The 21,258-nt window shown below is 66.7% G+C and carries 23 protein-coding genes; 20 read left to right on the forward strand and 3 right to left on the reverse strand.

The features are described from left to right. Window positions 1–145: 145 nt before the first annotated feature. Genes A7E77_RS15425 through A7E77_RS15435 form a run of 3 tightly spaced genes read left to right on the forward strand, consistent with a single transcriptional unit; the run spans window position 146 to window position 3,458 of the window. Entirely contained in the window at window positions 146–2,122 is a 1,977-nt protein-coding gene (locus A7E77_RS15425) for a TadE/TadG family type IV pilus assembly protein (RefSeq protein ID WP_063689406.1), read from the forward strand. Beyond that, the gene (locus tag A7E77_RS15430; RefSeq protein ID WP_063689409.1) at window positions 2,119–2,748 is read left to right on the forward strand and encodes a TadE/TadG family type IV pilus assembly protein; all 630 of its coding nucleotides are present in this window, start codon (window positions 2,119–2,121) and stop codon (window positions 2,746–2,748) included. The genes A7E77_RS15425 and A7E77_RS15430 overlap by 4 nt, the downstream gene beginning before the upstream one ends. After that, window positions 2,739–3,458 (forward strand): TadE/TadG family type IV pilus assembly protein, encoded by a 720-nt coding sequence (locus A7E77_RS15435; protein ID WP_063689411.1) that lies wholly within the window; start codon window positions 2,739–2,741, stop codon window positions 3,456–3,458. The genes A7E77_RS15430 and A7E77_RS15435 overlap by 10 nt, the downstream gene beginning before the upstream one ends. 42 nt (window positions 3,459–3,500) lie before the next feature. Here the strand turns inward: A7E77_RS15435 and A7E77_RS15440 are convergent, their stop codons facing one another. Together A7E77_RS15440 and pdhA are read right to left on the reverse strand one after the other, a co-directional pair. Further along, window positions 3,501–4,901 carry a pyruvate dehydrogenase complex E1 component subunit beta gene (locus tag A7E77_RS15440; RefSeq protein ID WP_043059271.1) on the reverse strand — a complete coding sequence of 467 codons (1,401 nt, stop codon included), beginning with the start codon at window positions 4,899–4,901 and terminating at the stop codon, window positions 3,501–3,503. A gap of 1 nt (window position 4,902) precedes the next feature. Then, window positions 4,903–5,943, reverse strand: a complete 1,041-nt coding sequence (gene pdhA, locus A7E77_RS15445; protein ID WP_017978905.1) for a pyruvate dehydrogenase (acetyl-transferring) E1 component subunit alpha — start codon at window positions 5,941–5,943, stop codon at window positions 4,903–4,905. Between the two features lie 277 nt (window positions 5,944–6,220). Here pdhA and A7E77_RS15450 point away from each other — a divergent pair, with 277 nt between their 5' ends. From A7E77_RS15450 to A7E77_RS15460, 3 genes are all read left to right on the forward strand, one after another. Then, window positions 6,221–7,576 carry an MFS transporter gene (locus A7E77_RS15450; protein ID WP_063689414.1) on the forward strand — a complete coding sequence of 452 codons (1,356 nt, stop codon included), beginning with the start codon at window positions 6,221–6,223 and terminating at the stop codon, window positions 7,574–7,576. After that, window positions 7,573–8,493 (forward strand): cysteine synthase A, encoded by a 921-nt coding sequence (cysK, locus tag A7E77_RS15455; RefSeq protein WP_017978907.1) that lies wholly within the window; start codon window positions 7,573–7,575, stop codon window positions 8,491–8,493. The genes A7E77_RS15450 and cysK overlap by 4 nt, the downstream gene beginning before the upstream one ends. 158 nt (window positions 8,494–8,651) lie before the next feature. Next, window positions 8,652–9,956 (forward strand): cell wall hydrolase, encoded by a 1,305-nt coding sequence (locus A7E77_RS15460; protein WP_063689417.1) that lies wholly within the window; start codon window positions 8,652–8,654, stop codon window positions 9,954–9,956. Window positions 9,957–10,103: 147 nt separating this feature from the next. Here A7E77_RS15460 and A7E77_RS15465 read toward each other — a convergent pair whose 3' ends face one another. After that, the gene (locus tag A7E77_RS15465) at window positions 10,104–10,355 is read right to left on the reverse strand and encodes a hypothetical protein (protein WP_063689420.1); all 252 of its coding nucleotides are present in this window, start codon (window positions 10,353–10,355) and stop codon (window positions 10,104–10,106) included. A 131-nt stretch (window positions 10,356–10,486) separates the two neighbouring features. Here A7E77_RS15465 and purF point away from each other — a divergent pair, with 131 nt between their 5' ends. From purF to A7E77_RS15535, 14 genes are all read left to right on the forward strand, one after another. Then, entirely contained in the window at window positions 10,487–11,959 is a 1,473-nt protein-coding gene (gene purF / locus A7E77_RS15470; RefSeq protein WP_043059267.1) for an amidophosphoribosyltransferase, read from the forward strand. After that, entirely contained in the window at window positions 11,959–12,666 is a 708-nt protein-coding gene (locus A7E77_RS15475; RefSeq protein ID WP_063689423.1) for an SDR family NAD(P)-dependent oxidoreductase, read from the forward strand. The genes purF and A7E77_RS15475 overlap by 1 nt, the downstream gene beginning before the upstream one ends. A gap of 81 nt (window positions 12,667–12,747) precedes the next feature. Then, the gene (locus A7E77_RS15480) at window positions 12,748–13,326 is read left to right on the forward strand and encodes a NifU family protein (protein ID WP_024310548.1); all 579 of its coding nucleotides are present in this window, start codon (window positions 12,748–12,750) and stop codon (window positions 13,324–13,326) included. Beyond that, a complete protein-coding gene (locus tag A7E77_RS15485; protein WP_063689425.1) occupies window positions 13,326–13,919 on the forward strand; it encodes a malonic semialdehyde reductase in 594 nt (197 codons plus the stop codon). Before A7E77_RS15480 ends, A7E77_RS15485 begins: the two co-directional genes overlap by 1 nt. Before the next feature lie 223 nt (window positions 13,920–14,142). Beyond that, window positions 14,143–14,784 carry a tRNA (adenosine(37)-N6)-threonylcarbamoyltransferase complex dimerization subunit type 1 TsaB gene (gene tsaB / locus A7E77_RS15490; protein WP_063689426.1) on the forward strand — a complete coding sequence of 214 codons (642 nt, stop codon included), beginning with the start codon at window positions 14,143–14,145 and terminating at the stop codon, window positions 14,782–14,784. Next, window positions 14,784–15,251 carry a ribosomal protein S18-alanine N-acetyltransferase gene (gene rimI, locus A7E77_RS15495; RefSeq protein ID WP_063689428.1) on the forward strand — a complete coding sequence of 156 codons (468 nt, stop codon included), beginning with the start codon at window positions 14,784–14,786 and terminating at the stop codon, window positions 15,249–15,251. Before tsaB ends, rimI begins: the two co-directional genes overlap by 1 nt. A gap of 90 nt (window positions 15,252–15,341) precedes the next feature. Further along, window positions 15,342–15,764: a Fur family transcriptional regulator gene (locus tag A7E77_RS15500; protein ID WP_017978916.1), complete on the forward strand. Its 423-nt coding sequence runs from the start codon at window positions 15,342–15,344 to the stop codon at window positions 15,762–15,764. Window positions 15,765–15,774: 10 nt separating this feature from the next. Further along, on the forward strand, window positions 15,775–16,491 hold the full coding sequence (locus tag A7E77_RS15505; RefSeq protein ID WP_063689435.1) for a lysophospholipid acyltransferase family protein: 717 nt from the start codon (window positions 15,775–15,777) through the stop codon (window positions 16,489–16,491). A 55-nt stretch (window positions 16,492–16,546) separates the two neighbouring features. Further along, complete coding sequence (miaB, locus tag A7E77_RS15510; protein ID WP_078462319.1) at window positions 16,547–17,887, forward strand: tRNA (N6-isopentenyl adenosine(37)-C2)-methylthiotransferase MiaB; 1,341 nt, start codon at window positions 16,547–16,549, stop codon at window positions 17,885–17,887. A gap of 78 nt (window positions 17,888–17,965) precedes the next feature. Continuing rightward, window positions 17,966–18,964, forward strand: coding sequence for a PhoH family protein (locus A7E77_RS15515; RefSeq protein ID WP_017978919.1), 999 nt, complete (start codon window positions 17,966–17,968; stop codon window positions 18,962–18,964). Window positions 18,965–18,974: 10 nt separating this feature from the next. Continuing rightward, window positions 18,975–19,262 carry a CopG family transcriptional regulator gene (locus A7E77_RS15520; protein WP_063689437.1) on the forward strand — a complete coding sequence of 96 codons (288 nt, stop codon included), beginning with the start codon at window positions 18,975–18,977 and terminating at the stop codon, window positions 19,260–19,262. Next, window positions 19,259–19,669, forward strand: a complete 411-nt coding sequence (locus A7E77_RS15525) for a type II toxin-antitoxin system VapC family toxin (protein WP_063689440.1) — start codon at window positions 19,259–19,261, stop codon at window positions 19,667–19,669. Before A7E77_RS15520 ends, A7E77_RS15525 begins: the two co-directional genes overlap by 4 nt. Continuing rightward, window positions 19,666–20,178, forward strand: a complete 513-nt coding sequence (ybeY, locus tag A7E77_RS15530) for an rRNA maturation RNase YbeY (RefSeq protein ID WP_063689443.1) — start codon at window positions 19,666–19,668, stop codon at window positions 20,176–20,178. Before A7E77_RS15525 ends, ybeY begins: the two co-directional genes overlap by 4 nt. An 11-nt stretch (window positions 20,179–20,189) precedes the next feature. Beyond that, window positions 20,190–21,098 carry a hemolysin family protein gene (locus tag A7E77_RS15535; protein WP_063689446.1) on the forward strand — a complete coding sequence of 303 codons (909 nt, stop codon included), beginning with the start codon at window positions 20,190–20,192 and terminating at the stop codon, window positions 21,096–21,098. Window positions 21,099–21,258: the final 160 nt, after the last annotated feature.

Below are 21,258 nucleotides of genomic sequence, written 5' to 3' on the forward strand. Positions count from 1 at the left end.
CGCTGCCCGTCCGCATCATGACTTGCAAGCCCCGCGACCGCGTCGGGCGGATGGAGCGATAGGACCGGACCGGACACGGCATTTACGTAATCGTCAGCATTAAGCGCTTAGAATATCAGTCGATTATGGACAGGGCTCGCGCGGCGTGACGATCGATCGGCAACTGACGGATACCCACGGCCAGCCTTCGTTCCTGTCCCGCTTCGCCCGAGCGAAGGGCGGCAATACGCTCGCGATGCTCGCCGCTTTCCTGATCCCGATGTCCGCACTCACCGGATCGGCGGTCGATTTCGGGCGCATGTATCTGGTGAAGGTGCGGTTGCAGCAGGCGTGCGATGCGGGTGCGCTGGCCGGTCGCAAGGCGATGGCCGACAGCAGCAGCACCACGCTGGACCCGACGGCGGCGGCGACGGCGAAGACGTTCTTCGCCAACAACTTCCCCAGCGGGATCATGGGGACGCCGGCCTATACCAGCGCGACCGTGCCCTTCACGCCGACCAAGACGAGCGACAATCAGGTCGCCGGCACCGCCTCCGTCCGGGTGCCGACGACGGTGATGAAGATGTTCGGCATGTCGGCGCGGACGATGACGGTGACGTGCGAGGCGCGCTTCGACGTCGCCGATTCGGACGTCATGTTCGTGCTCGACACGACCGGGTCGATGGCCTGCACGCCCGCCAACAGCTGCACGAACCAGACCAGCACCTACACCCGCCCCGACGGCACGACCGGCTATTATGCGGTCGAGGCGACCGGATCGAAGATTTCCGGCCTGCGCTCTGCCGTGCTCAGCTTCTTCGACACGATGGAGGCGAACAAGGACAGTTCGACCCGCGTACGATACGGGTTCGTCACCTACACCTCGACAGTCAACGCCGGCTTCGCGCTGCCGTCGAGCGCGATCGTCGACAACTGGACCTACCAGTCGCGGAAGATCGTCGGGGAGGATGACAACGACAACGGTGGCTGGACCTATTCCTATTATTCCGGCTGGACCAACACGCGCGTCAGCACCACGACGAACACGTCGCGGTCCACCTGCGACAAGCGCGCGACCGGTCGCACGCCGGCGCTGCAAACGAACTCCGACGGGAGCACGCGCTACACGTTCCGGACCGACGGCACCGCGGAATATGTCACGACCGACTGGAATAGTTCGAACGGCGGCACCTGCAACACGACCACCGTCCCCAAGAAGCCGTCGTGGCAATACATGCCCGTCACGCTCGACCTCAGCCAATTCAAGCTGGGCAACGCCGTGGTCGATCCCAGCAAGGTTTCGGGTGCGACGGCGAAATGGCAGGGGTGCCTGGAGGAGCGCGACACCACTAGCGGCGCGACGACGTTCGACCAGAACAATCTGCCGCCCGATCTCGATCCCGATGCGCTGCCGACGAGCGATGCGACCCGCTGGCGGCCGATGTGGCCGGAGGTCACCTATTACCGCAACAATTCCAACGCCTATTCGGGCAATGTCATCAAGCCCAACACGCCGTCCTCGCCCTTCCTGTACGGCGATTATTCGACCACGACGACATCGGCGACCGTAGGGTGGACGTCGCTCGCCTATCCGGCGAACCTGCGCGCCGCCTATGTCTCGTGCGGCAAACCCGTGCGGCGGCTGGGGCCGATGACCCGCACCGACGTGTCCAATTACGTCAATGCAGATGACTTCAAGGCACAGGGCGGCACGTATCACGATACCGGCATGATCTGGGGCACGCGCTTACTATCCCCGACCGGCCTGTTCGCGTCCGACACCGCAGCCGCGGCGGGCCGGCAGACGCCCAACCGCTACATCGTCTTCATGACCGACGGCGACATGGCGCCCAACGCCGCGATCTATGGCATGTACGGGCTGGAGGCGTATGACGGGCGCGTCGCCAACGGCGATACCGGCAACCTGACCGCGTACCACAACGCGCGCTTCCTTGCGGAATGCACCGCGGCCAAGGCGCGCAACATCACCGTGTTCGTCATCGGTTTCGGCCAGACGCTGACGCCGCAACTGACGCAATGCGCCTCGCCCGGCCAGGCCTTCTACGCCAGCGACAATGCGTCGCTGGATGCGGCCTTCCGTCGGATCGCGAACCAAGTGGCGCTGCTGCGGGTGTCGAAATGAGGATCGGCCGCGGGCTGCTGTTGCGGCTGGGTCGCGACCAGCGCGGCGTCACCCTCGTCGAGTTCGCGATCATCTTTCCGGTGATGGCGCTGATGATGATGGGCCTCGGCGACATGCTGTACCAGATGTACGTCAAGCAGCTGCTGTACGGTGCGATCCAGAAGGCGGCGCGCGATTCGGGGATTCAGGGCGGCGCGCAGCAGACCGCGACCATTGACGCACGCGTGCTGCAGATGATGACGGGCGTCATGGCGATGCCGACCGCGTCCTGCGCCACCACGCCGATGCCGGGCACCTATTGCTCGACGCGACTCAGCTACGCGACGTTCGGCGCCGTGGGCCCCGAACCGTTCGAGGATACCAACGGCAACAACCAGCGCGATCCGGGCGAATGCTATCGCGACATCAATGGCAACGGCAGCTGGGATGCGGAGCCGGGCACCACCGGCCAGGGCGGCGCGAACGACGTGACGCTGTATCGGATCCGTATCACTTATCCGCGAATCTTTCCGGTCGCGCCGCTGATCGGGGCTTCGCCGTATCAGACGGTGACCGCCGAGACGCTGCTCAAGAACCAGCCCTATGCGACGCAGGCGGCGCCGACGGTGAACCGTCTATGCAATTGATACCCCCGCCCCGGCCCCTGTGGCGGCGGCTGGCGCGAAACCGCCGCGGCGTCGCGATGATCGAATTCGCCTTCGCCGGGCCGGTCGTGCTGGCGCTCGGCCTGTACGGCGCGGAGATGGGCAATCAGGCGCTGACGCATATGCGGATCAGCCAGATCACGCTCGCCCTCGCCGACAATGCCTCGCGCATGGGGCAGATGGGGGCGAACAACATCGAACAGATGCGCGACGGCGACATGAATGACGTGCTGCAGGCGGCACGGTTGCAGGGTGCGCCGCTGAAGCTCGGGACGTACGGCCGGGTCACGATCTCCAGCCTGGAATATATCCAGCAAAGCTATGACAGCGCGCGGGTGCAGCGCATTCACTGGCAGCGATGCATGGGGATGAAGCGCGGTGCAGGCTACGAGTCGAGCTATGGCACGACGTCGGCGACCGCCGGGTCGACCGCGACGTCGACGGATGCCGGCACCTTGGCCCCCAACGGCATGGGCGATCCCGGCCGTATGGTCAGCGCGCCCGCCGATACGGGCGTGATCTTCGTTGAGGTGAATTACCAGTATCAGCCGCTGGTCAGCGCGTGGCTCGCGAAGCCGTTCCGCATGCATTACGTCGCGTCGATGATCGTGCGCAACAATCGCGACTTCCGGCAGATCTACAATCCGCTCAATTCGGCCCAGCCGTCGACCTGCGACCTGTTCGCGGCATAAGCGGTCGAAGGGGACGGCAGCGCCGCCCCCTCCCCGCCGTCGTCAGACGATCTTCTTGACGGTCGCGACGATCTTCGCGGCGTCGATCAGCGCCTTCTTCTCGAGGTTCGCGGCATAGGGCAGCGGCACGTCCTCGTTGGTGACGCGCAGCACCGGCGCGTCGAGGTCGTCGAAGCCCTGTTCCATCACCACCGCGGCGATCTCGCTGGCGATCGAGCAGGTCGGCCAGCCTTCCTCGACCACGACGAGGCGGTTGGTCTTGGCGAGGCTCTTCAGCACCGTCTTGGTGTCGAGCGGACGCAGCGTGCGCAGGTCGATGACCTCCGCCTCGACGCCGTCCTTCGCCAGCGTCTCGGCGGCTTCGAGCGCCAGGCCGACGCCGATCGAATAGCTGACGAGCGTGACATGCTTGCCTTCGCGCATGATCCGCGCCTTGCCGATCGGCAGGACGTGATCGTCGAGCTTCGGCACGTCGAACGAGCGGCCGTACATCAGCTCGTTTTCGAGGAAGACAACGGGGTCTTCGCTGCGGATCGCAGCCTTCAGCAGGCCCTTGGCGTCGGCCGCGTCATAGGGCGCGATGACGATCAGGCCGGGGACGGATGCGTACCACGGACCGTAGTTCTGGCTGTGCTGCGCGCCGACGCGACTCGCCGCACCGTTGGGGCCGCGGAACACGATCGGGCAGCGCATCTGGCCACCGGACATGTAGTTGGTCTTGGCCGCCGAATTGATGATGTGGTCGATCGCCTGCATGGCGAAGTTGAACGTCATGAATTCGATGATCGGACGCAGGCCGCCCATCGCCGCGCCGGTGCCGACGCCGGCAAAGCCATATTCGGTGATCGGCGTGTCGATGACACGCTTGTCGCCGAATTCGTCGAGTAGGCCCTGCGTCACCTTGTACGCGCCCTGGTACTGCGCGACTTCCTCGCCCATCACGAAGACGCGCTCGTCGCGGCGCATTTCCTCGGCCATCGCGTCGCGCAGTGCTTCGCGGACGGTGGTCTTCACCATCTCGGTGCCTTCGGGGATCGCCGGGTCCTGCTTGCCCTCGTTCTCGGCCGCTTCGAACATCTGCCGCGTGCCGGTCTCGACCTTCTCCTGCGCGGGGTGCGCGGAATCTTCGACCTTATCGGCGGGCTTCTCGTCCGCCTTGGGGCTGTCGCTCTTCGTCGTCGCGACCGAATCGGCGCTCTCGCCGTCTTCGAGCAGCACGGCGATGACTTCGCCGACCTTCACGTTATCGGTGCCCTCGGCGACGACGATCTTGCCGATCGTGCCTTCGTCGACGGCTTCGAACTCCATCGTCGCCTTGTCGGTTTCGATCTCGGCCATGATGTCGCCGGACTTCACCGTGTCGCCTTCCTTGACGAGCCACTTGGCGAGCGTGCCCTCCTCCATGGTGGGGGACAGCGCGGGCATCTTAATCTCGATCGCCATCTCAGTACGTCTCCACCAGCACGTCGGTATACAGCTCGGCCTCTTCGGGCTCGGGCGTGCTTTCGGCGAAATCGGCGGCTTCGTTCACGATCTTGCGGATATCCTGTTCGAGCGTCTTGAGATCGGCCTCGGTCACACCGTGGCCCTCAAGCAGCTTCTTGACGTGGTCGATGGGGTCGGACTTGTCGCGGACGCCCTGCACTTCCTCGCGGCTGCGGTACTTGGCGGGGTCGGACATCGAGTGGCCGCGGTAGCGATAGGTCTTCATCTCGAGGATGACCGGACCCTTGCCCGCGCGCACCCAGGCGAGCGCCTCCTCGGCGGCACCGCGGCAGGCGAGCACGTCCATGCCGTCGACCTGGATGCCGGGGATGCGGAAGCTTTCGCCGCGACGATACAGCTGGTCTTCCGACGAGGCGCGGTTGACGCTCGTGCCCATGGCGTATTGGTTGTTCTCGATCACGAAGATGATCGGGAGCTTCCACAGCTCCGCCATGTTGAAGCTTTCGTAGACCTGGCCCTGGTTGGCCGCACCGTCACCGAAATAGGCGAGGCAGACGCCGCCGTCGTTCGAATATTTATGGCCGAAGGCGAGACCGGTGCCGAGCGACACCTGCGCGCCGACGATGCCGTGGCCGCCGTAGAACTTATGTTCGGTCGAGAACATGTGCATCGAGCCGCCCTTGCCGCGGCTGATGCCGGCCGCGCGGCCGGTCAGTTCGGCCATGATGACCTTGGGGTCGATGCCATAGGCGAGCATGTGGCCGTGGTCGCGATAGCCGGTGATCACCGAATCCTTGTCGCCGTCCAGCGCCGACTGCAGGCCGACCGCGACCGCTTCCTGGCCGATGTACAGGTGGCAGAAGCCGCCGATGAAGCCCAAGCCATAGAGCTGGCCCGCCTTTTCCTCGAACCGACGGATCAGCAGCATCTGCTTGTAGAAGTCGAGCAGTTGCTCCTTCGTCGCCTCGAACGGCTTGGGATCGGCGGGACGCTCGCGATTGCTGAGCGGTACGGCGGGAGGAGCAGGCGATTTGGCCACGTATTACCTCAACGGTCCTGGGGATGTGACCGAGCCTATAGGCCGGGTTCACGGGGAACATCAATTCCCTGGGGTAAGATGGCTGTGACGTAGCGTTTCTGGTGGGGTTCCCTTCGGTCGTCATTCCCGCGAAGGCGGGAATCCAGAACCTCTGACGACGCGACCCTTGCGAAGACCTGCGCGTCTGGATTCCCGCCTTCGCGGGAATGACGATGTTGGACGGGGAAAGCGCAACTATGTTGCCCTTCCCCTCGGCCCGCGCCAAAGCTCGTCGGACATGAGCACGCGCCCCGTCCATCCGTTCCGCATCGCCAACTTCCGCGCCTATTGGCTGTCGCGGTTCAGCGGGACGATCGCCGTGTCGGCCATGTCGATCGTCATCGGCTGGCAGGTCTACAACCTCGCGCGTGTGACGATGGACGTGCGGCAGGCGGCGTTCATGCTGGGCATGATCGGCTTTGCGCAATTCGTGCCGCTGTTCCTGCTGACCCCGGTCACGGGTCTGGTCGCCGACAGTGTCGACCGGCGCTGGATCGTGCGCAGCACGACCGCGCTGCTGGTCGCGACGGCGGGGATGCTGTGGTTTCTGACCTGGTCGGGGCGCCTGACGCTGATCGCGCTGTTCGCCGCGGCGGTGGCGTTCGGCGTGGCGCGGGCGTTTTCGGGTCCCGCCTATTCGGCGCTGGCGCCCAATCTGGTGCCGCGTGAGAGCCTGCCGACCGCGATCGCGGTCAGTTCGATCGCGTGGCAGGTGGGCACGATCGCCGGGCCCAGCGTCGGCGGGCTGCTCTACGCCATCCACCCGGAGGTCGCATACGGCGTCGCCACCGCGCTGTTCGCGATCGCGCTGACCTTCATGTTCCTGATCGGCCCGGTGCCGCAGCCGCCGTCGCAGCCCGACCACCGGCCGCTGGCGCGAATCGCCGAGGGCTTTTCCTACGTCCGCCGCAACCGGCTGGTACAGGCGGCGATCACGCTCGACCTGTTCGCGGTGCTGCTCGCCGGTGCGACCTCGCTTCTGCCCGTCTATGCACGCGACATCCTGCATGTCGGGTCGCAGGGGCTGGGCGTGCTGGCCGCTGGCATGGGGATCGGTGCGGCGACCACCGCGATCTGGTTCTCGTTCAAGCCGATGAGCACCAATGTCGGCGTCAAGATGCTCGTCGCGGTCGTCGTGTTCGGTCTGTCCATCCTGACCTTCGGCATCGCGAGCCATGTCACCGGCGCGCTTGGGCTGGCGACGCGGACGGTTCAGCTCGGCAGCGTCGCGGTGTTCGTCCATCCGGCGTTCCTGCTCAGCCTCGTCGCGCTGATCGTCGCGGGCGGGGCGGACATGGTGTCGGTGTACGTCCGCCAGTCGCTGATCCAGCTCCACACCCCCGATGCGATGCGTGGGCGGGTGAGCGCGGTGTCGCAGCTGACCATCTCGGCGTCCAACGAACTGGGCGAATTCGAGAGCGGGGTGATGGCCTCGCTGCTCGGCCCGGTGGGCGCAGTCGTGTTCGGCGGGCTGGGAGCGATCGGTGTGACCTTGCTGTGGGCGCGGCTGTTTCCGGAACTCGGCGCCGCGCGAACCTTTGACCCGCCAGAGATCCTGCAAACCGAACCTAGCCACGGAGACGCCAAGCCATGAAGGCCAACACCATCCTGGAAACGATCGGCAACACGCCGCACATCCGCGTGTCGAAGCTGTTCCCCGATTCGGAGGTCTGGATCAAATCGGAACGGTCGAACCCCGGCGGATCGATCAAGGACCGGATCGCGCTCGCCATGGTCGAGGCGGCGGAGGCGAACGGCGACCTGAAGCCCGGCGGCACGATCATCGAACCGACCAGCGGCAACACCGGCGTCGGCCTCGCCATGGTCGCGGCGGTGAAGGGCTACAAGCTGATCCTCGTCATGCCCGAATCGATGTCGCTGGAGCGGCGGCGGCTGATGCTCGCCTATGGCGCGACCTTCGACCTCACCCCGCGTGAAAAGGGCATGAAGGGCGCGATCGAGCGCGCGATCGAGCTGGTGCATGCGACGCCGGGTGCGTGGATGCCGCAGCAGTTCGAAAACGGCGCCAACGTCGATGTGCATGTCCGCACGACGGCGCAGGAAATCCTGAACGACTTCCGCGATTCGCCGATCGACGTCATCATCACCGGCGTCGGCACCGGCGGCCATATCACCGGCGTTGCCGAGACGCTGAAGAAGGCATGGCCGAACCTGAAGGTCTTCGCGGTCGAGCCGGCGGCGTCGCCGGTGATCGCAGGCGGCCAGCCCGGGCCGCACCCCATCCAGGGGATCGGGGCGGGCTTCATCCCACGCAACCTGCATACCCAGGCGTTGGACGGGGTGATCGAGGTGGATGCCGCGGTCGCCAAGGACATGGCGCGACGCTCGGCGCGCGAAGAGGGCATTCTGGTCGGAATTTCGTCGGGCGCGACGCTGGCGGCGATCCTGCAGAAGCTGCCGGACCTGCCGGATAACGTGCGTGTGCTCGGGTTCAATTACGACACGGGCGAGCGCTATCTGTCGGTGCCGGACTTCCTGCCGGAGCAGTAAGCTCTCCCCGTCATTCCCGCGCAGGCGGGGATCCAGACTGGCTGCCCTGTCGGCTCGATCCGCCACGGTAGCGTGTCTGGATTTCCGCCTTCGCGGGGATGACGGACAAGGGGGAGCCGGATTGCCTAATGCGGCAATCGCAACCACACACAGCCGTAATGACTTCGGCGAATCACGGCGGCGCGGCCCCCTACCCCCTTTGGCTGCGCCCCGTGCTGGCCGTCACCGCCTTGCTCGCGATCGGCGTGCCGGCGTGGGTGGTGGCGCACCCGCCGACGATCCCGAAGGCGCATAAGGCGGTCCGGCTTCCCCCGCGCCACGTCGTGCCTGCCGCCGAAGTGCCGGACGTCGAGCCGGTCGCGTTCGTCGACCTGTCGGCCGAGGATGCCAAGGCGTACAATGACGCCATCCCCTTCTCCACCCTGCCCAATCCCGCCGCGCGGCCGTTCCGCTTCGCCGGGGGCGCGGAAGACCGGGCGCGGGCGCTCGACTGCATGGCGGCAGGGGTGCTGTACGAGGCGGGCGACGATGCCGAGGGCGAGCGTGCGGTCGCGCAGGTGGTGCTCAACCGGCTGCGGCATCCGGCGTTTCCGAAGACGATCTGCGGCGTGATCTTCGAAGGGCAGGAGCGTAGCACGGGCTGCCAGTTCAGCTTCGCCTGCGACCATGCGCTCAGCCGCTGGACCCCGACCGCCGACCAGTGGCGCCGCGCGCGTGCCGTGGCGGACGCGGCCTTGTCGGGCGCGGTCTATCGGCCGGTCGGCTATGCGACCCATTACCACACCGACTGGGTCGTCCCCTATTGGCAGGCGAGCCTGGACAAGGTGGTCGCGGTGCACAGCCATCTGTTCTTCCGCTGGACGGGCTGGTGGGGCACGCCGCCCGCGTTCAACCGGCAGGTGAGTTCGGCGGAACCGGTGATCGCCCAACTCGCCCCTGTGTCCGATGCGCACAAGACCGGCGCGGCGCTCGCCGAGGCGGATACCGCGCTGCTCGATGCGGCGGAGGCGTTGGGCATGCTGGGCGACGATGGTGCGGCCGCGACGGTCGCAGCGCCGGCGGTAGACGGGACGAACGAGACGATCCTTGCGACGCTGCCCAAGGGCGTGATGCCGGACCTGTATCCCGCGGTGGCGATGAAGGCCTGCGGGGAGCGCAAGACCTGCCGTTTTTCGGGCTGGACCGAAGCCGCCGCGACGCCCGCCGCGACGCCGCTGACGACCGAGCAAGTGGCGGCGATGGCGTTCAGTTACTGGCGCGATCGGGATGCGGGGATTGAGCGACCGTTGTGGAATTGTGCGCTGACCAAACGCGCGGACCGGCGGCAGTGTATGAAGCAGCAGGTGTTGCTGAGCGCCGTGCCGGTGACTGCGGCGACGACGGTGCCTGTTCCAGCCTTGAAGGGGCCGGAGGACCTAGGCGGCGTGCGGCGCAAGGGTGATGCCGTGTCGGGCGGCCGGTAGGCATCCGCAAACGCGCCGTCACCCCGGACTTGGCCCGGGGTCCACCGGGCCGCCGAGGGTCGGCTAGAGCCTCTTGCTATCCCCCCAGCCGCGGAGTGGACCCCGGAACAAGTCCGGGGTGACGGGGAGTGGTGAGGCGCGCTCCCCTCACTTATGCCCGCGGATCGCCTTTATCAGCGCGGGCTTGTCCATCTTCGATCGGCCTTCGATGCCGATCTCGCGCGCTTCCTTCATCAGGTCGGCCTTGGTGCGATCTTCGAGGTGCGTCGCCTTTTGATCGAGCGATCCGTTCGCCTCGGCGTTGGCGATGCGCGCGGCCTTTTCCTTCGAATTGCCCTGTTTGCGCAGCTCTTCGTACAGGCCGTCGTCCTTGATCTGTGCGCCGTGATCCTTCGCCATCGTCCGACTCCGCTCCCGAAAGCGCCACAACGAGCGGACGGGGGAAACGGTTCGATCGGTCATGACAAATGCGCGACAAAGCCGGATTGCGCTCCTATATGGCCACCCGCCGTCATGTGAGCCCCCTCCCCATGCTGACTACCAATCCGTTCGAAACCACGACCGAAGACGGCGATACGCTGCGCGAGGAATGCGGCGTGTTCGGCGTGTCCGGCAGCGATAGTGCCGCCGCGCTGGTCGCGCTGGGGCTGCACGCCCTGCAGCACCGCGGTCAGGAAGCCGCCGGGATCAGCAGCTTCGACGGTACGCTGTTCCACACGCATCGCGCGATGGGCCATGTCGCGGGCAATTTCGATCGCGACGACGTGATCCGCGCGCTACCCGGTACCACCGCGGTTGGCCACGTCCGCTATTCGACGACCGGTGAGACGGCGCTGCGCAACGTCCAGCCGCTGTACGCCGACCTGTCGACCGGTGGCTTTGCGGTCGCGCACAATGGCAATATTTCCAACGCAATGAAGCTGCGCCGCGAATTGGTGCGGCGCGGATCGATCTTCCAGTCGACCAGCGACACCGAGACGATCATCCACCTCGTCGCGACATCGAACTACCGCACGCTGCTCGACCGCTTCATCGACGCGCTGAAGCAGGTCGAGGGCGCCTATAGCCTGGTCGTGATGACGCCCGAGGGCATGATTGCCTGCCGCGATCCGCTTGGCATCCGGCCGCTGGTGATGGGACGCCTGGACGGTGCGGTGATCTTCGCGTCCGAAACCGTGGCGCTCGACGTATGCGGCGCGACCTTCGAACGGCAGGTCGAGCCGGGCGAGCTGGTAATCGTGCAGGGCACGGACATCCGATCGATCAAGCCGTTCGAAGCGGTGGCGCCGCGGCCGTGCATCTTCGAATGGGTGTATTTCAGCCGCCCCGATTCGATTGCGGGCGACCAATCGGTCTATTCGGTGCGCAAGGCGATCGGCGCGCAGCTGGCGATCGAGGCGCCGGTAGAGGCCGACCTCGTCATCCCGGTGCCCGATTCGGGTGTGCCCGCCGCGATCGGCTATGCGCAGGAATCGGGCATTCCGTTCGAGCTGGGCATCATCCGTTCGCATTATGTCGGCCGCACCTTCATCCAGCCGGGCGACAAGGTGCGCCATCTGGGCGTGAAGCTGAAGCACAATGCCAATCGCGCGCTGATCAAGGGAAAGCGCATCGTGCTGATCGACGATTCGATCGTCCGCGGCACGACCAGCCTGAAGATCGTGCAGATGATGCGCGATGCCGGCGCGGCTGAGGTGCACATGCGTATCGCCTCGCCCCCGACGCGGCACAGCTGCTTCTATGGTGTCGACACGCCGGAGCGGGCGAAGCTTCTCGCGGCCAAGCATGACGTCGGCGGGATGACTGACTTCATCCATGCCGACACCCTCGCCTTCGTGTCGATCGACGGCCTGTACAAGGCGCTGGGCGAGGAACAGCGCGCGTCGCGTCTGCCGAAATATTGCGATGCCTGCTTCACCGGCGACTATCCGACGACGCTGACCGATCACGACGATGTCGCCGACGTCGACCAGTTCGCGATGCTGGAAGAGCGGGTAAACTGATGGCGAAGCCACTCGACAACCAGCTGGCGCTCGTCACCGGCGCCAGCCGCGGCATCGGCGCCGCGACCGCGATCGCGCTGGCGGCGGCGGGCGCGCATGTCGTGCTGACCGCGCGGACGGCGAAAGACCTGGAGGCGGTTGAGGAAACGATCTTCGACGCGGGCGGATCGGCGACGATCGCCCCGCTCGACATGACGCAGACCGACAGCATCGCCCGGCTGGCGAGCGCGGTCGGCGAACGCTGGCAGTCGCTGGACGTGCTGATTCTGAACGCCGGCATGCTCGGCACGCTGGCGGCGGTGCCGGCGATCGACCCCAAGGAATTCGCGCAGGTGCTGACGCTGAACGTCAGTGCGCAGGTCGCCATGATCCAGGCGTTCGACGCGATGCTGCGCAAGGCGCCGGCGGCCAAGGTGATCGGCGTCACCTCCAGCGTCGGGCGCAACGCGCGCGCCTATTGGGGGGCCTATGGCGCATCCAAGGCGGCGTTCGAGACGTTGATCGGGGCCTATGGCGACGAGACGAGCGAGATCAGCGGCATCCGAACGGCGATCCTCGATCCCGGCGCGACGCGGACCAAAATGCGCGCGCGCGCCTATCCGGGCGAGGCGCCGGAGTCGGTGAAGCCGCCGGAAGTGGTGGCGGAGCGGATCGCGGCGCTGGCGATCGCGGGCTTCCCGGCGGGGCATCGCGAGCGGGTGGGCTGAGGCGCCCCGCTTCGCGACGGGAAACAAAGCCTTTCTGCGGCTGTGCTTGATCCGCAGCCGCACGCGGTCCACATGGGCCCCATGCTGATCGAGACCGAAGCCACACCCAATCCGGCGACCCTCAAGTTCCTGCCGGGCCGCATCGTCATGGACGCGGGCACGCGCGATTTCGCGACGCCCGAGGAAGCGGAGGCAAGCCCGCTTGCCGAGATGCTGTTCGCGCTGGGCGATGTGACCGGCGTGTTCTTCGGCCGCGACTTCGTGTCGGTGACGGCGGCGCCGGGCGTCGACTGGGTCGGCCTGAAGCCCGACGTGCTGGCGATCCTGCTCGACCATTTCGCCGCCAACATGCCGCTGTTCCGCCAGGGCAGCGCGGGCTTCAGCGTGCCGGCGGGCGACAGCGACGAGGTGACGACCGACGATCCCGCCGATGCCGAGATCGTTGCGCAGATCCGCGAGCTGATCGACACGCGCGTGCGCCCGGCCGTGGCGAACGACGGTGGCGACATCGTCTATCGCGGTTTCGACAAGGGCAAGGTGTACCTGCGCATGCAGGGCGCCTGCGCCGGCTGCCCGTCGTCGAGCGCGACGCTGAAGAACGGCATCGAGCAGCTGCTAAAATATTATGTTCCCGAAGTCACCGAAGTGAGGGCCGTCTGATGGCCGATCCCCTGCCCGATGCCGCGCTGGACACGCTGTTCCGGACCGCACGCACCTTCACCGGCTATACCGATCGCCCGGTGAGCAACGAGCAGCTGCGCCAGATCTGGGACCTGATGAAATGGGGTCCGACCTCCGCCAACCAGCTGCCCGCGCGGCTGCTGTGGTGCGTCAGCGACGAGGCCAAGGCGAAGCTCGCCGCCTGCGCATCGGAGGGCAATCGCGACAAGATCCTGAAAGCGCCCGTCACCGTCATCATCGGCATGGACGTCGAGTTCCACGAGCATCTGCCCGAGCTATTCCCGCACACCGACGCCAAGTCGTGGTTCGACGGCAATACCGAATTGCGCGTCGCGTCTGCGTTCCGCAATTCGTCGTTGCAGGGCGGGTATCTTATCCTGGCGGCACGGGCGCTGGGGCTGGATACCGGACCGATGTCGGGCTTCGACCAAGGCGCGGTGGACAAGGCGTTCTTCGCCGACCAGCCGGGCGTGCGCAGCAACTTCATCGCGACATTGGGCTATGGCGACCCTGCCAGCCTGCACCCGCGCTCGCCGCGGCCGGCGTTTGAGAAATTCAACACGGTCGCGTAAGTCCGTCGCCGATCGGGGATTGTGAGCGTCCTTCCGCATATCCGTCGTCACCCCGGACTTGGTCCGGGGTCCACCATCCCGCGGGGGTGGAGCTGGAGCCTCTTGCCGTTCCCCTCGCCGCAGAGTGGACCCCGGACCAAGTCCGGGGTGACGTGTGACAAGTGCTAACCGCCACTCGCATCTTGCCCCGGCGCGCGGGCTGCCGCAAAGCAGGCGCTTCATCATGACTGCCCGCACTCTTGTCATCGACACCGCCACCGCCGCCTGCTCGATCGCTCTGATCGAAGGCGGGCAGGTCATCGCCGCCGAGCATCGCGAGGTCGGGCGCGGCCATGCCGAACAGCTACTGCCGATGATTGCCGCCTTGCCCGATGGCGGACGCGCCGGGCATATCCTGGTCGACGTCGGCCCCGGCAGCTTTACCGGCCTGCGCGTCGGCATCGCAGCGGCCCGGGCGCTGGCGCTCGGCTGGGGCAGCACCGTTGCCGGCTATTCCAGTCTGTCGCTGCTCGCCGCGGCCGCCTTTGCCGGCGGGCGCGAGGGTCAGGTCGCCGCGATGCTGGAGGGCGGGCATGGCGAGGTGTTCGTGCAGAGCTTTGCGGCCGGACCGGTGCCGCTCGATACGCTCGCCTCGCTGAAGCCGGAAGCGGCGATCGCCGCCTTGGGCGAGCGTTATCCGATCGGTAACGGCGTGCGCTGGCTGCAACAGGTCGCCCCCGACCTCGCCGGCCAGCCCGCTTTGCCCGATGCGCGCGACGCGCTGCTGCTGCCCGAGGCGTTGAAAACGCTGCCCGCGCGTCCGGTCTACGGCCGTGCGCCCGATGCCAAACTGCCCGGCGGCCGCGTGCCGGAGCCGGCGGCCTGATGGCGACGCACCAGATCCTGCTACGCACCGGCGACCCGCGCGACGTCGCGACGGTCGACGCGCTGATGACCGCCGCCTTCGACCCACGCTATGGCGAGGCGTGGACGCGCAACCAGTGCCTGGGCGTGCTCGCGATGCCGGGCGTGCGGCTGACACTGGCGCTGGTCGACGATCGCCCCGCCGGATTCGCGATGGTGCGCAGCGTGATGGACGAGGCGGAACTGCTGCTGCTCGCGGTCGATCCCGCCTTTCGTCGGCGGGGCATCGGCACCGCCCTGCTCCGCGCGGTGATCGCCGAGGCGCAGATGAGCGGCATCGCGGACCTGCATCTGGAGGTGCGCGCGAACAATCCCGCGGTAGCGCTGTATACCGAGCAGGGCTTTGCCAAGGTGGGCGAGCGGCGCGGCTATTATCGCGGGCGCGGCGGCGAGGCGTTCGACGCGCATACGTATCGGCGGGCGGTGTAACGCGACCGGGCTCGACCGATCGTAGCACTCGATCACTGTTGCGAGTCGGTTTCGCTTTTCGCAACAAGCGCACTGTTCTACACGGTGCTCATGCCTCGCAAGATCGACCTCGAAGCCCTGTGCAATCAGAAGGGCCTGCGCATCACCGAACAGCGTCGCGTCATCGCGCGCGTCCTGTCGGAAGCCGAAGACCATCCCGACGTCGAAAAGGTGTATGAGCGCGCCTCGCTGATCGATCCGGGCATTTCGATCGCCACCGTCTACCGCACGGTGCGCCTGTTCGAAGAGGCCGGCATCCTGGATCGCCACGACTTCGGTGACGGCCGCGCGCGCTACGAACCGTCACCGGAAGCACACCACGATCACCTGATCGACGTCGAGACGGGCAAGGTCATCGAATTCGTCGATCCGGAACTGGAGCAGCTGCAAAAGGCGATCGCCGAGAAGCTGGGCTTCCGCCTGGTCGACCATCGCATGGAATTGTACGGCGTCAGCCTCGATCGCAAGGCGTAAGCGCGGGCGCGTGATCGCCAACCTGCGCCTCGCGATCCGGTTGGCGGCGCTGGTGATCGCCCTGATCGGTGCGCTCTGCATCCACGGCCTGTGGCGGGCGGTTCGCCTGCCCTCGCCCTGGCCGCGGCTGTTCCTGGGCAGCGTCGCGTGGATCGTCGGTGCGCGCGTGCGCGTGATCGGCCGGCCGCTGAAGCGCGACGTCGTGTTCCTGGCCAACCATTTGAGCTGGATCGACATTCTCGCCATCGCCGGCGCGACCGGCAGCGCCTTTGTCGCCAAGGCGGAACTGCGCGCGGCGCCGCTGGTCGGCTGGCTGTGTACGCTGAACCGCACGATCTTCGTGACGCGCGAGGACCGGTTGCATGTGTCGGCGCAGATCGCACGGCTGCGCGATGCGCTGGCCGAAGGCTGGGCGGTGACGATCTTTCCCGAAGGTACGACCAGCGACGGCACGACGCTGCTGCCGTTCAAGGCGGCGCTGCTCGCCGCGCTCGATCCGCCGCCGCCGGGCGGCCGCGTGCAACCGGTGCGGGTCGACTACGGCCCGGCGACCGCCGAGCTTGCGTGGGTCGGCGATGAGCCGGGACAGGTGCATGCACTGCGCGTGCTGCGGCGGCGCGGTACGTTTCCGGTGACGCTGCATATGCTCGATGCCTTCGACCCGGCCGAGATCGGCGGCCGCAAGGCGATCGCTGCGCGGGCGCGGGAAGCGATCAGCGCGGCCTGACCGTCAAGCGGAGGGCGCTAGCGACGCCGAGCCCATTCCTGTATGGCCCGCGGCCATGACCCCCGCCGATAGCCCCAAGCCTGCGCCCAAGACCTTCCACGTCAAGTCGTTCGGTTGCCAGATGAACGTCTATGACGGTGAGCGCATGGCCGAACTGATGACCGCGGAAGGCATGACCGCCGCGGTCGACGCGGCGGACGCCGACCTGGTCGTGCTCAACACCTGCCATATCCGCGAAAAGGCGACCGAGAAGGTCTATTCGGACATCGGCCGGCTGCGCAAGGACGCGCGGCTCGCCGAGCGGGCCGCGCCGATGATCGCCGTCGCCGGCTGCGTCGCGCAGGCGGAGGGCGAAGAGATCGTCCGCCGTGCGAACGTCGACGTCGTGGTGGGACCGCAGGCGTATCATAACCTGCCGGGCCTCGTCGCCCAGGCGGCGAGCGGCGCGCCGGGTCTCGATACCGACATGCCGTTGCTGTCGAAGTTCGGCGCCCTGCCCGCGCGCCGCCGCGTCGGGCCGTCGGCGTTCCTGACGGTGCAAGAAGGCTGCGACAAATTCTGCACCTATTGCGTCGTGCCCTATACGCGCGGTGCCGAGGTGAGCCGTCCGTTCGCGGCGATCGTCGACGAGGCGAAGGCGCTGGTCGATGCCGGCGCGTGCGAGATCACGCTGCTGGGTCAGAACGTCAACGCCTGGGACGACGACGGGCGAGGCCTGCACGACCTGATCCGCGTGCTCGACCGCATTCCTGGCGTCGCGCGGATCCGCTACACGACCAGCCATCCCAACGACATGGCGCAGGGCCTGATCGACGCCCACGGCGACGTCGAGAGCCTGATGCCCTTCCTGCACCTGCCGGTGCAGGCGGGCAGCGACCGCGTGCTGAAGGCGATGAACCGCAGCCACGATTCCGACAGCTACCTGCGCCTGCTCGACCGCGTGCGCGCCGTGCGCCCCGACATCGCGCTGTCGGGCGACTTCATCGTCGGCTTTCCGGGTGAGACCGAGGCGGAGTTCGCCGAGACGCTCGCGCTGGTCGATGCGGTGGGCTACGCGCAGGCCTATTCGTTCAAATACAGCCCCCGCCCCGGCACCCCCGCCGCCGACATGGCCGGCGCCGTGCCGCCGGAGGTGATGGACGAACGGCTGCAGCGCCTGCAAGCCGCGCTGGGCCGCGACCAGCAGGCGTTCAATCAGGCCAGCGTCGGCCGGACGTGCGAGGTCCTCATCGAGCGCAAGGCCAAGCTGCCCGGCCAGATGCTCGGCAAGTCACCTTGGCTGCAATCGGTGCATATGATGACCGACGCGGCGATCGGGGACATCGTGACGGTCGAGCTGCTGTCCGCCGGCCCGGTCTCGATGGCAGGCGCGGTGCGGGTGAAGCAGGCCGCGTAGATCGGCACGTTTGCCGCTTCCCTTTCGCGCGCGGGCATCCCACATTCGGTGCATGCCATTTCGGCACGAAAGGATTGCATGAGTCGCAAGCCCGTCCCCGCCCGCTCCGGTGAACGCAGCCGGGCGGAGGTGTTGTTCGACAAGCCGCAGCTGCTCGCCACACTGTTCGGCCAATATGACCAAAATCTAGTGGCGCTCGAAAACCGGCTGGGTGTCTATATCACCGCACGCGGCAACCGCGTCGGGCTGGAGGGCGCGGCTGAAAATGTCGCGCTGGCGCGCGACGTGTTGCAGGACCTGTACCAGCGCATCCAGCGCGGCGAGGAAATCGACACCGGCCTGGTCGATGCGTCGATCGCGATGGCCGCCGAACCGACGCTTGACGGCATCGTCAGCACCGAACGCAGCGCGATCCCGTCGATCATGATCCGCACGCGCAAGAAGACGATCGTGCCGCGCACCCCGGCGCAGGCGCATTACATGCGCGAATTGAGCACGCACGACATGATCTTCGCGCTGGGGCCCGCGGGTACGGGCAAGACCTATATCGCGGTCGCGCAGGCGGTGTCGCAGCTGATCACCGGCAGCGTTCAGCGGCTGATCCTGTCGCGCCCTGCGGTGGAGGCGGGCGAGAAGCTGGGCTTCCTGCCCGGCGACATGAAGGACAAGGTCGATCCGTATCTGCGACCGCTCTACGATGCGCTGCACGATTGCCTGCCCGCCGAGCAGGTGGAGCGGCGGATCGCGAGTGGCGAGATCGAGATCGCGCCCATCGCCTTCATGCGCGGCCGCACACTCGCCGATGCCTTCGTCATCCTCGACGAAGCGCAGAACACGACGCCCGCGCAGATGAAGATGTTCCTGACCCGCTTCGGCCAGAACAGCCGGATGGTGATCTGCGGCGATCCCAACCAGACCGACCTGCCCGGCGGCGTCGCGGCGAGCGGCCTGGCCGATGCGACGATGCGGCTGGAGGGCGTCGAGGGTATCTCGATGACGCGCTTCAGCAGCGCCGACGTTGTCCGCCATCCAATTGTCGGGCGGATCGTCGAGGCGTATGAGGGGGCGAACAGCTGAGACGGTCGAGATGAACGCCCCCAATCCCCCGCTGACGCGTGCCGAGGCACAGGCGCTGTCCGCGCCGTTCCTGATCGAAGATGAGGATCTCGTTCGGGCAATTGCGCGTCTCGCTGACGAAAGGGGGACGGCCATGCACGAGATCGTGGCGCTGGCGATCGAAGATTATGCAGCCCGCCACGCGCTCACGTCTCCGCACCCGGAATGGCTGCGCCGATACTGGATCGATCACCCCCTGCCATTGCCGTCCGGCCTGAAAGCCGACAAGCGCTTCTACGATTCGCTCAACGACGAGTGACACTGTTCGTCGATGCCTCCGCGATCGTCGCAATGATCGCGCGCGAGCCGGAAGCGTGGCATTTTTCGCGCCGGATGGATTGGGAAACCGACCGCCTGACCTCCGCCGTCGCGCTCTGGGAAGCCGTCCGCGCCGTGGTTCGCGTTCGCGGCGTCGATCTCGCCGAGGCGAGAACGCTGGTTGCTGACTTCGTGCGCGACGCGCAATTGCAGGTCGTTCCGATCGCCAGCGAGGAAGCCGATCTCGCACTCGACGCCCATCAACGCTTCGGGAAGGGTATGCATCCCGCGGCGCTAAACATGGGCGATTGCTTTTCCTATGCCTGTACCCGCCGGCATGACGCGATCATCCTGTTCAAAGGGCAGGATTTCGCGCAGACCGATCTGAAGGACGCAATGCTCGAATGATCCATGTCGAACTCACCCATGAGATGCCCTGGCCCGACTCCACTGATTGGGATAGGCTCGCCGTCCGAGCCGCGCGCGCGGCGATCGAGCGGACGCCGCATGGCGAATTGCTCACCACGCCCGCGACCGTCGAGATCAGCGTCCGCCTGACGTCCGACGACGAAGTCCACGCGCTCAACCGTCAGTATCGGCAGAAGGACAAGCCGACCAATGTCCTGTCCTTTCCGATGGTGCAGCCGGATCTAATCGATACGGTCAGCCAGAATAGCGACGATGGCGAGCTGTTGCTGGGCGATATCGTGCTTGCGCATGGGGTATGCGAACGCGAGGCAGCCGAAAAGGGCGTTAGCGTGGAAGAACATGCCACGCACCTGCTGGTACATGGCACGCTGCATCTGCTAGGCTATGACCACATGGGGGACGACGAGGCCGAGGCGATGGAGGAGATCGAGCGTCAGGCTCTGGCCACGCTCGGCATCGCGGACCCTTATCTCGTGCGTGAGGACTGACACAGACTGCCATGGCAGAGGACCGAAGTAGCGCCGGTTACGGCGACTCCAACGAATCGAGTATCTGGCGCGGGCTGCGCACGCTGATCTTCGGCGGCGGCCAGGAGGAATCGCTCCGCGACCAGCTGGAAGAGGCGATCGACCGGCATGAGGACGATCCCGGCCCCGACGCCAAGGGCGACCTGACGCCGCTGGAACGGCAGATGGTGCGCAACCTGCTGCATTTCGGCGAGCGCGACGCGGGCGATGTCGGCGTGCCGCGTGCGGACATCATCGCGGTCGAGGAAAATACGACCTTCGCGCATCTGGTGCAGATCTTCGCGGAGGCGGGGCACAGCCGCCTGCCCGTCTATCGCGGGCAGCTGGATACGATCATCGGCATGGTCCACATCAAGGATGTGTTCAACATCCTGGCGACCGGCGCCGACCATCCGACGAGCATCGCCGGACTGATCCGCGAGCCGCTGTACGTGCCGATGAGCCGCGGCGCGCTGGACCTGCTCGCCGACATGCGCCAGCGGCATGTCCACCTCGCCATCGTGCTCGACGAATATTCGGGCACGGAGGGCCTGGTGACGATCGAGGATCTGATCGAGGAGATCGTCGGCGAGATCGAGGACGAGCATGACGAGGCGCCGAGCGCGCTGCTGGTGCCGATCGACGGCGGCGCGTGGGACGCGGATGCCCGCGCCGAGCTGGAAGATGCGGCCGAGCTGATCGACCCTCGCCTGGGAGAAGCCGAGAGCGACGTCGATACGCTGGGCGGCCTTGCGGCGGTGCTGGCGGGGCATGTGCCGCACGTCGGCGAGTGCGTGGATCACCCGTCGGGCTGGAAGTTCGAAGTGCTCGATTCGGACGAGCGGCGTATCCATCGCCTACGGCTGCATCCGCCAGTGGCGCGCGAGGTGGAAGACGCCTGAGGGGTGGCCCGAGCTTTGGGTCGGGCTGATCGACAGTCCGGACAGTGCATTATTCCTACCCTGCCAGGGGGAGGAGGCGGTGACAGGGGGCGGACAGCAGATCCTTCGTAACAGGGCGATGCCCTGACCTCCCCCTCCGTCATGCCTGCGGCATGCCACC

Source organism: Sphingomonas sp. NIC1 (assembly GCF_001638925.1).
Lineage (GTDB): Bacteria > Pseudomonadota > Alphaproteobacteria > Sphingomonadales > Sphingomonadaceae > Sphingomonas > Sphingomonas aquatilis.

Excerpts from the sequence above, each read along its gene's own strand:
- A7E77_RS15500 (WP_017978916.1), top strand. The coding sequence starts at position 15,342 with ATGCCTCGCAAGATCGACCTCGAAGCCCTGTGCAATCAGAAGGGCCTG.
- A7E77_RS15475 (WP_063689423.1), top strand. The coding sequence starts at position 11,959 with ATGGCGAAGCCACTCGACAACCAGCTGGCGCTCGTCACCGGCGCCAGC.
- purF (WP_043059267.1), top strand. The coding sequence starts at position 10,487 with ATGCTGACTACCAATCCGTTCGAAACCACGACCGAAGACGGCGATACG.
- A7E77_RS15460 (WP_063689417.1), top strand. The coding sequence starts at position 8,652 with ATGACTTCGGCGAATCACGGCGGCGCGGCCCCCTACCCCCTTTGGCTG.
- ybeY (WP_063689443.1), top strand. The coding sequence starts at position 19,666 with ATGATCCATGTCGAACTCACCCATGAGATGCCCTGGCCCGACTCCACT.
- A7E77_RS15520 (WP_063689437.1), top strand. The coding sequence starts at position 18,975 with ATGAACGCCCCCAATCCCCCGCTGACGCGTGCCGAGGCACAGGCGCTG.
- A7E77_RS15440 (WP_043059271.1), bottom strand. The coding sequence starts at position 4,901 with ATGGCGATCGAGATTAAGATGCCCGCGCTGTCCCCCACCATGGAGGAG.
- A7E77_RS15515 (WP_017978919.1), top strand. The coding sequence starts at position 17,966 with ATGAGTCGCAAGCCCGTCCCCGCCCGCTCCGGTGAACGCAGCCGGGCG.
- cysK (WP_017978907.1), top strand. The coding sequence starts at position 7,573 with ATGAAGGCCAACACCATCCTGGAAACGATCGGCAACACGCCGCACATC.
- A7E77_RS15435 (WP_063689411.1), top strand. The coding sequence starts at position 2,739 with ATGCAATTGATACCCCCGCCCCGGCCCCTGTGGCGGCGGCTGGCGCGA.
- A7E77_RS15535 (WP_063689446.1), top strand. The coding sequence starts at position 20,190 with ATGGCAGAGGACCGAAGTAGCGCCGGTTACGGCGACTCCAACGAATCG.
- miaB (WP_078462319.1), top strand. The coding sequence starts at position 16,547 with ATGACCCCCGCCGATAGCCCCAAGCCTGCGCCCAAGACCTTCCACGTC.
- tsaB (WP_063689426.1), top strand. The coding sequence starts at position 14,143 with ATGACTGCCCGCACTCTTGTCATCGACACCGCCACCGCCGCCTGCTCG.
- A7E77_RS15485 (WP_063689425.1), top strand. The coding sequence starts at position 13,326 with ATGGCCGATCCCCTGCCCGATGCCGCGCTGGACACGCTGTTCCGGACC.
- A7E77_RS15430 (WP_063689409.1), top strand. The coding sequence starts at position 2,119 with ATGAGGATCGGCCGCGGGCTGCTGTTGCGGCTGGGTCGCGACCAGCGC.
- A7E77_RS15450 (WP_063689414.1), top strand. The coding sequence starts at position 6,221 with ATGAGCACGCGCCCCGTCCATCCGTTCCGCATCGCCAACTTCCGCGCC.
- rimI (WP_063689428.1), top strand. The coding sequence starts at position 14,784 with ATGGCGACGCACCAGATCCTGCTACGCACCGGCGACCCGCGCGACGTC.
- A7E77_RS15465 (WP_063689420.1), bottom strand. The coding sequence starts at position 10,355 with ATGGCGAAGGATCACGGCGCACAGATCAAGGACGACGGCCTGTACGAA.
- A7E77_RS15480 (WP_024310548.1), top strand. The coding sequence starts at position 12,748 with ATGCTGATCGAGACCGAAGCCACACCCAATCCGGCGACCCTCAAGTTC.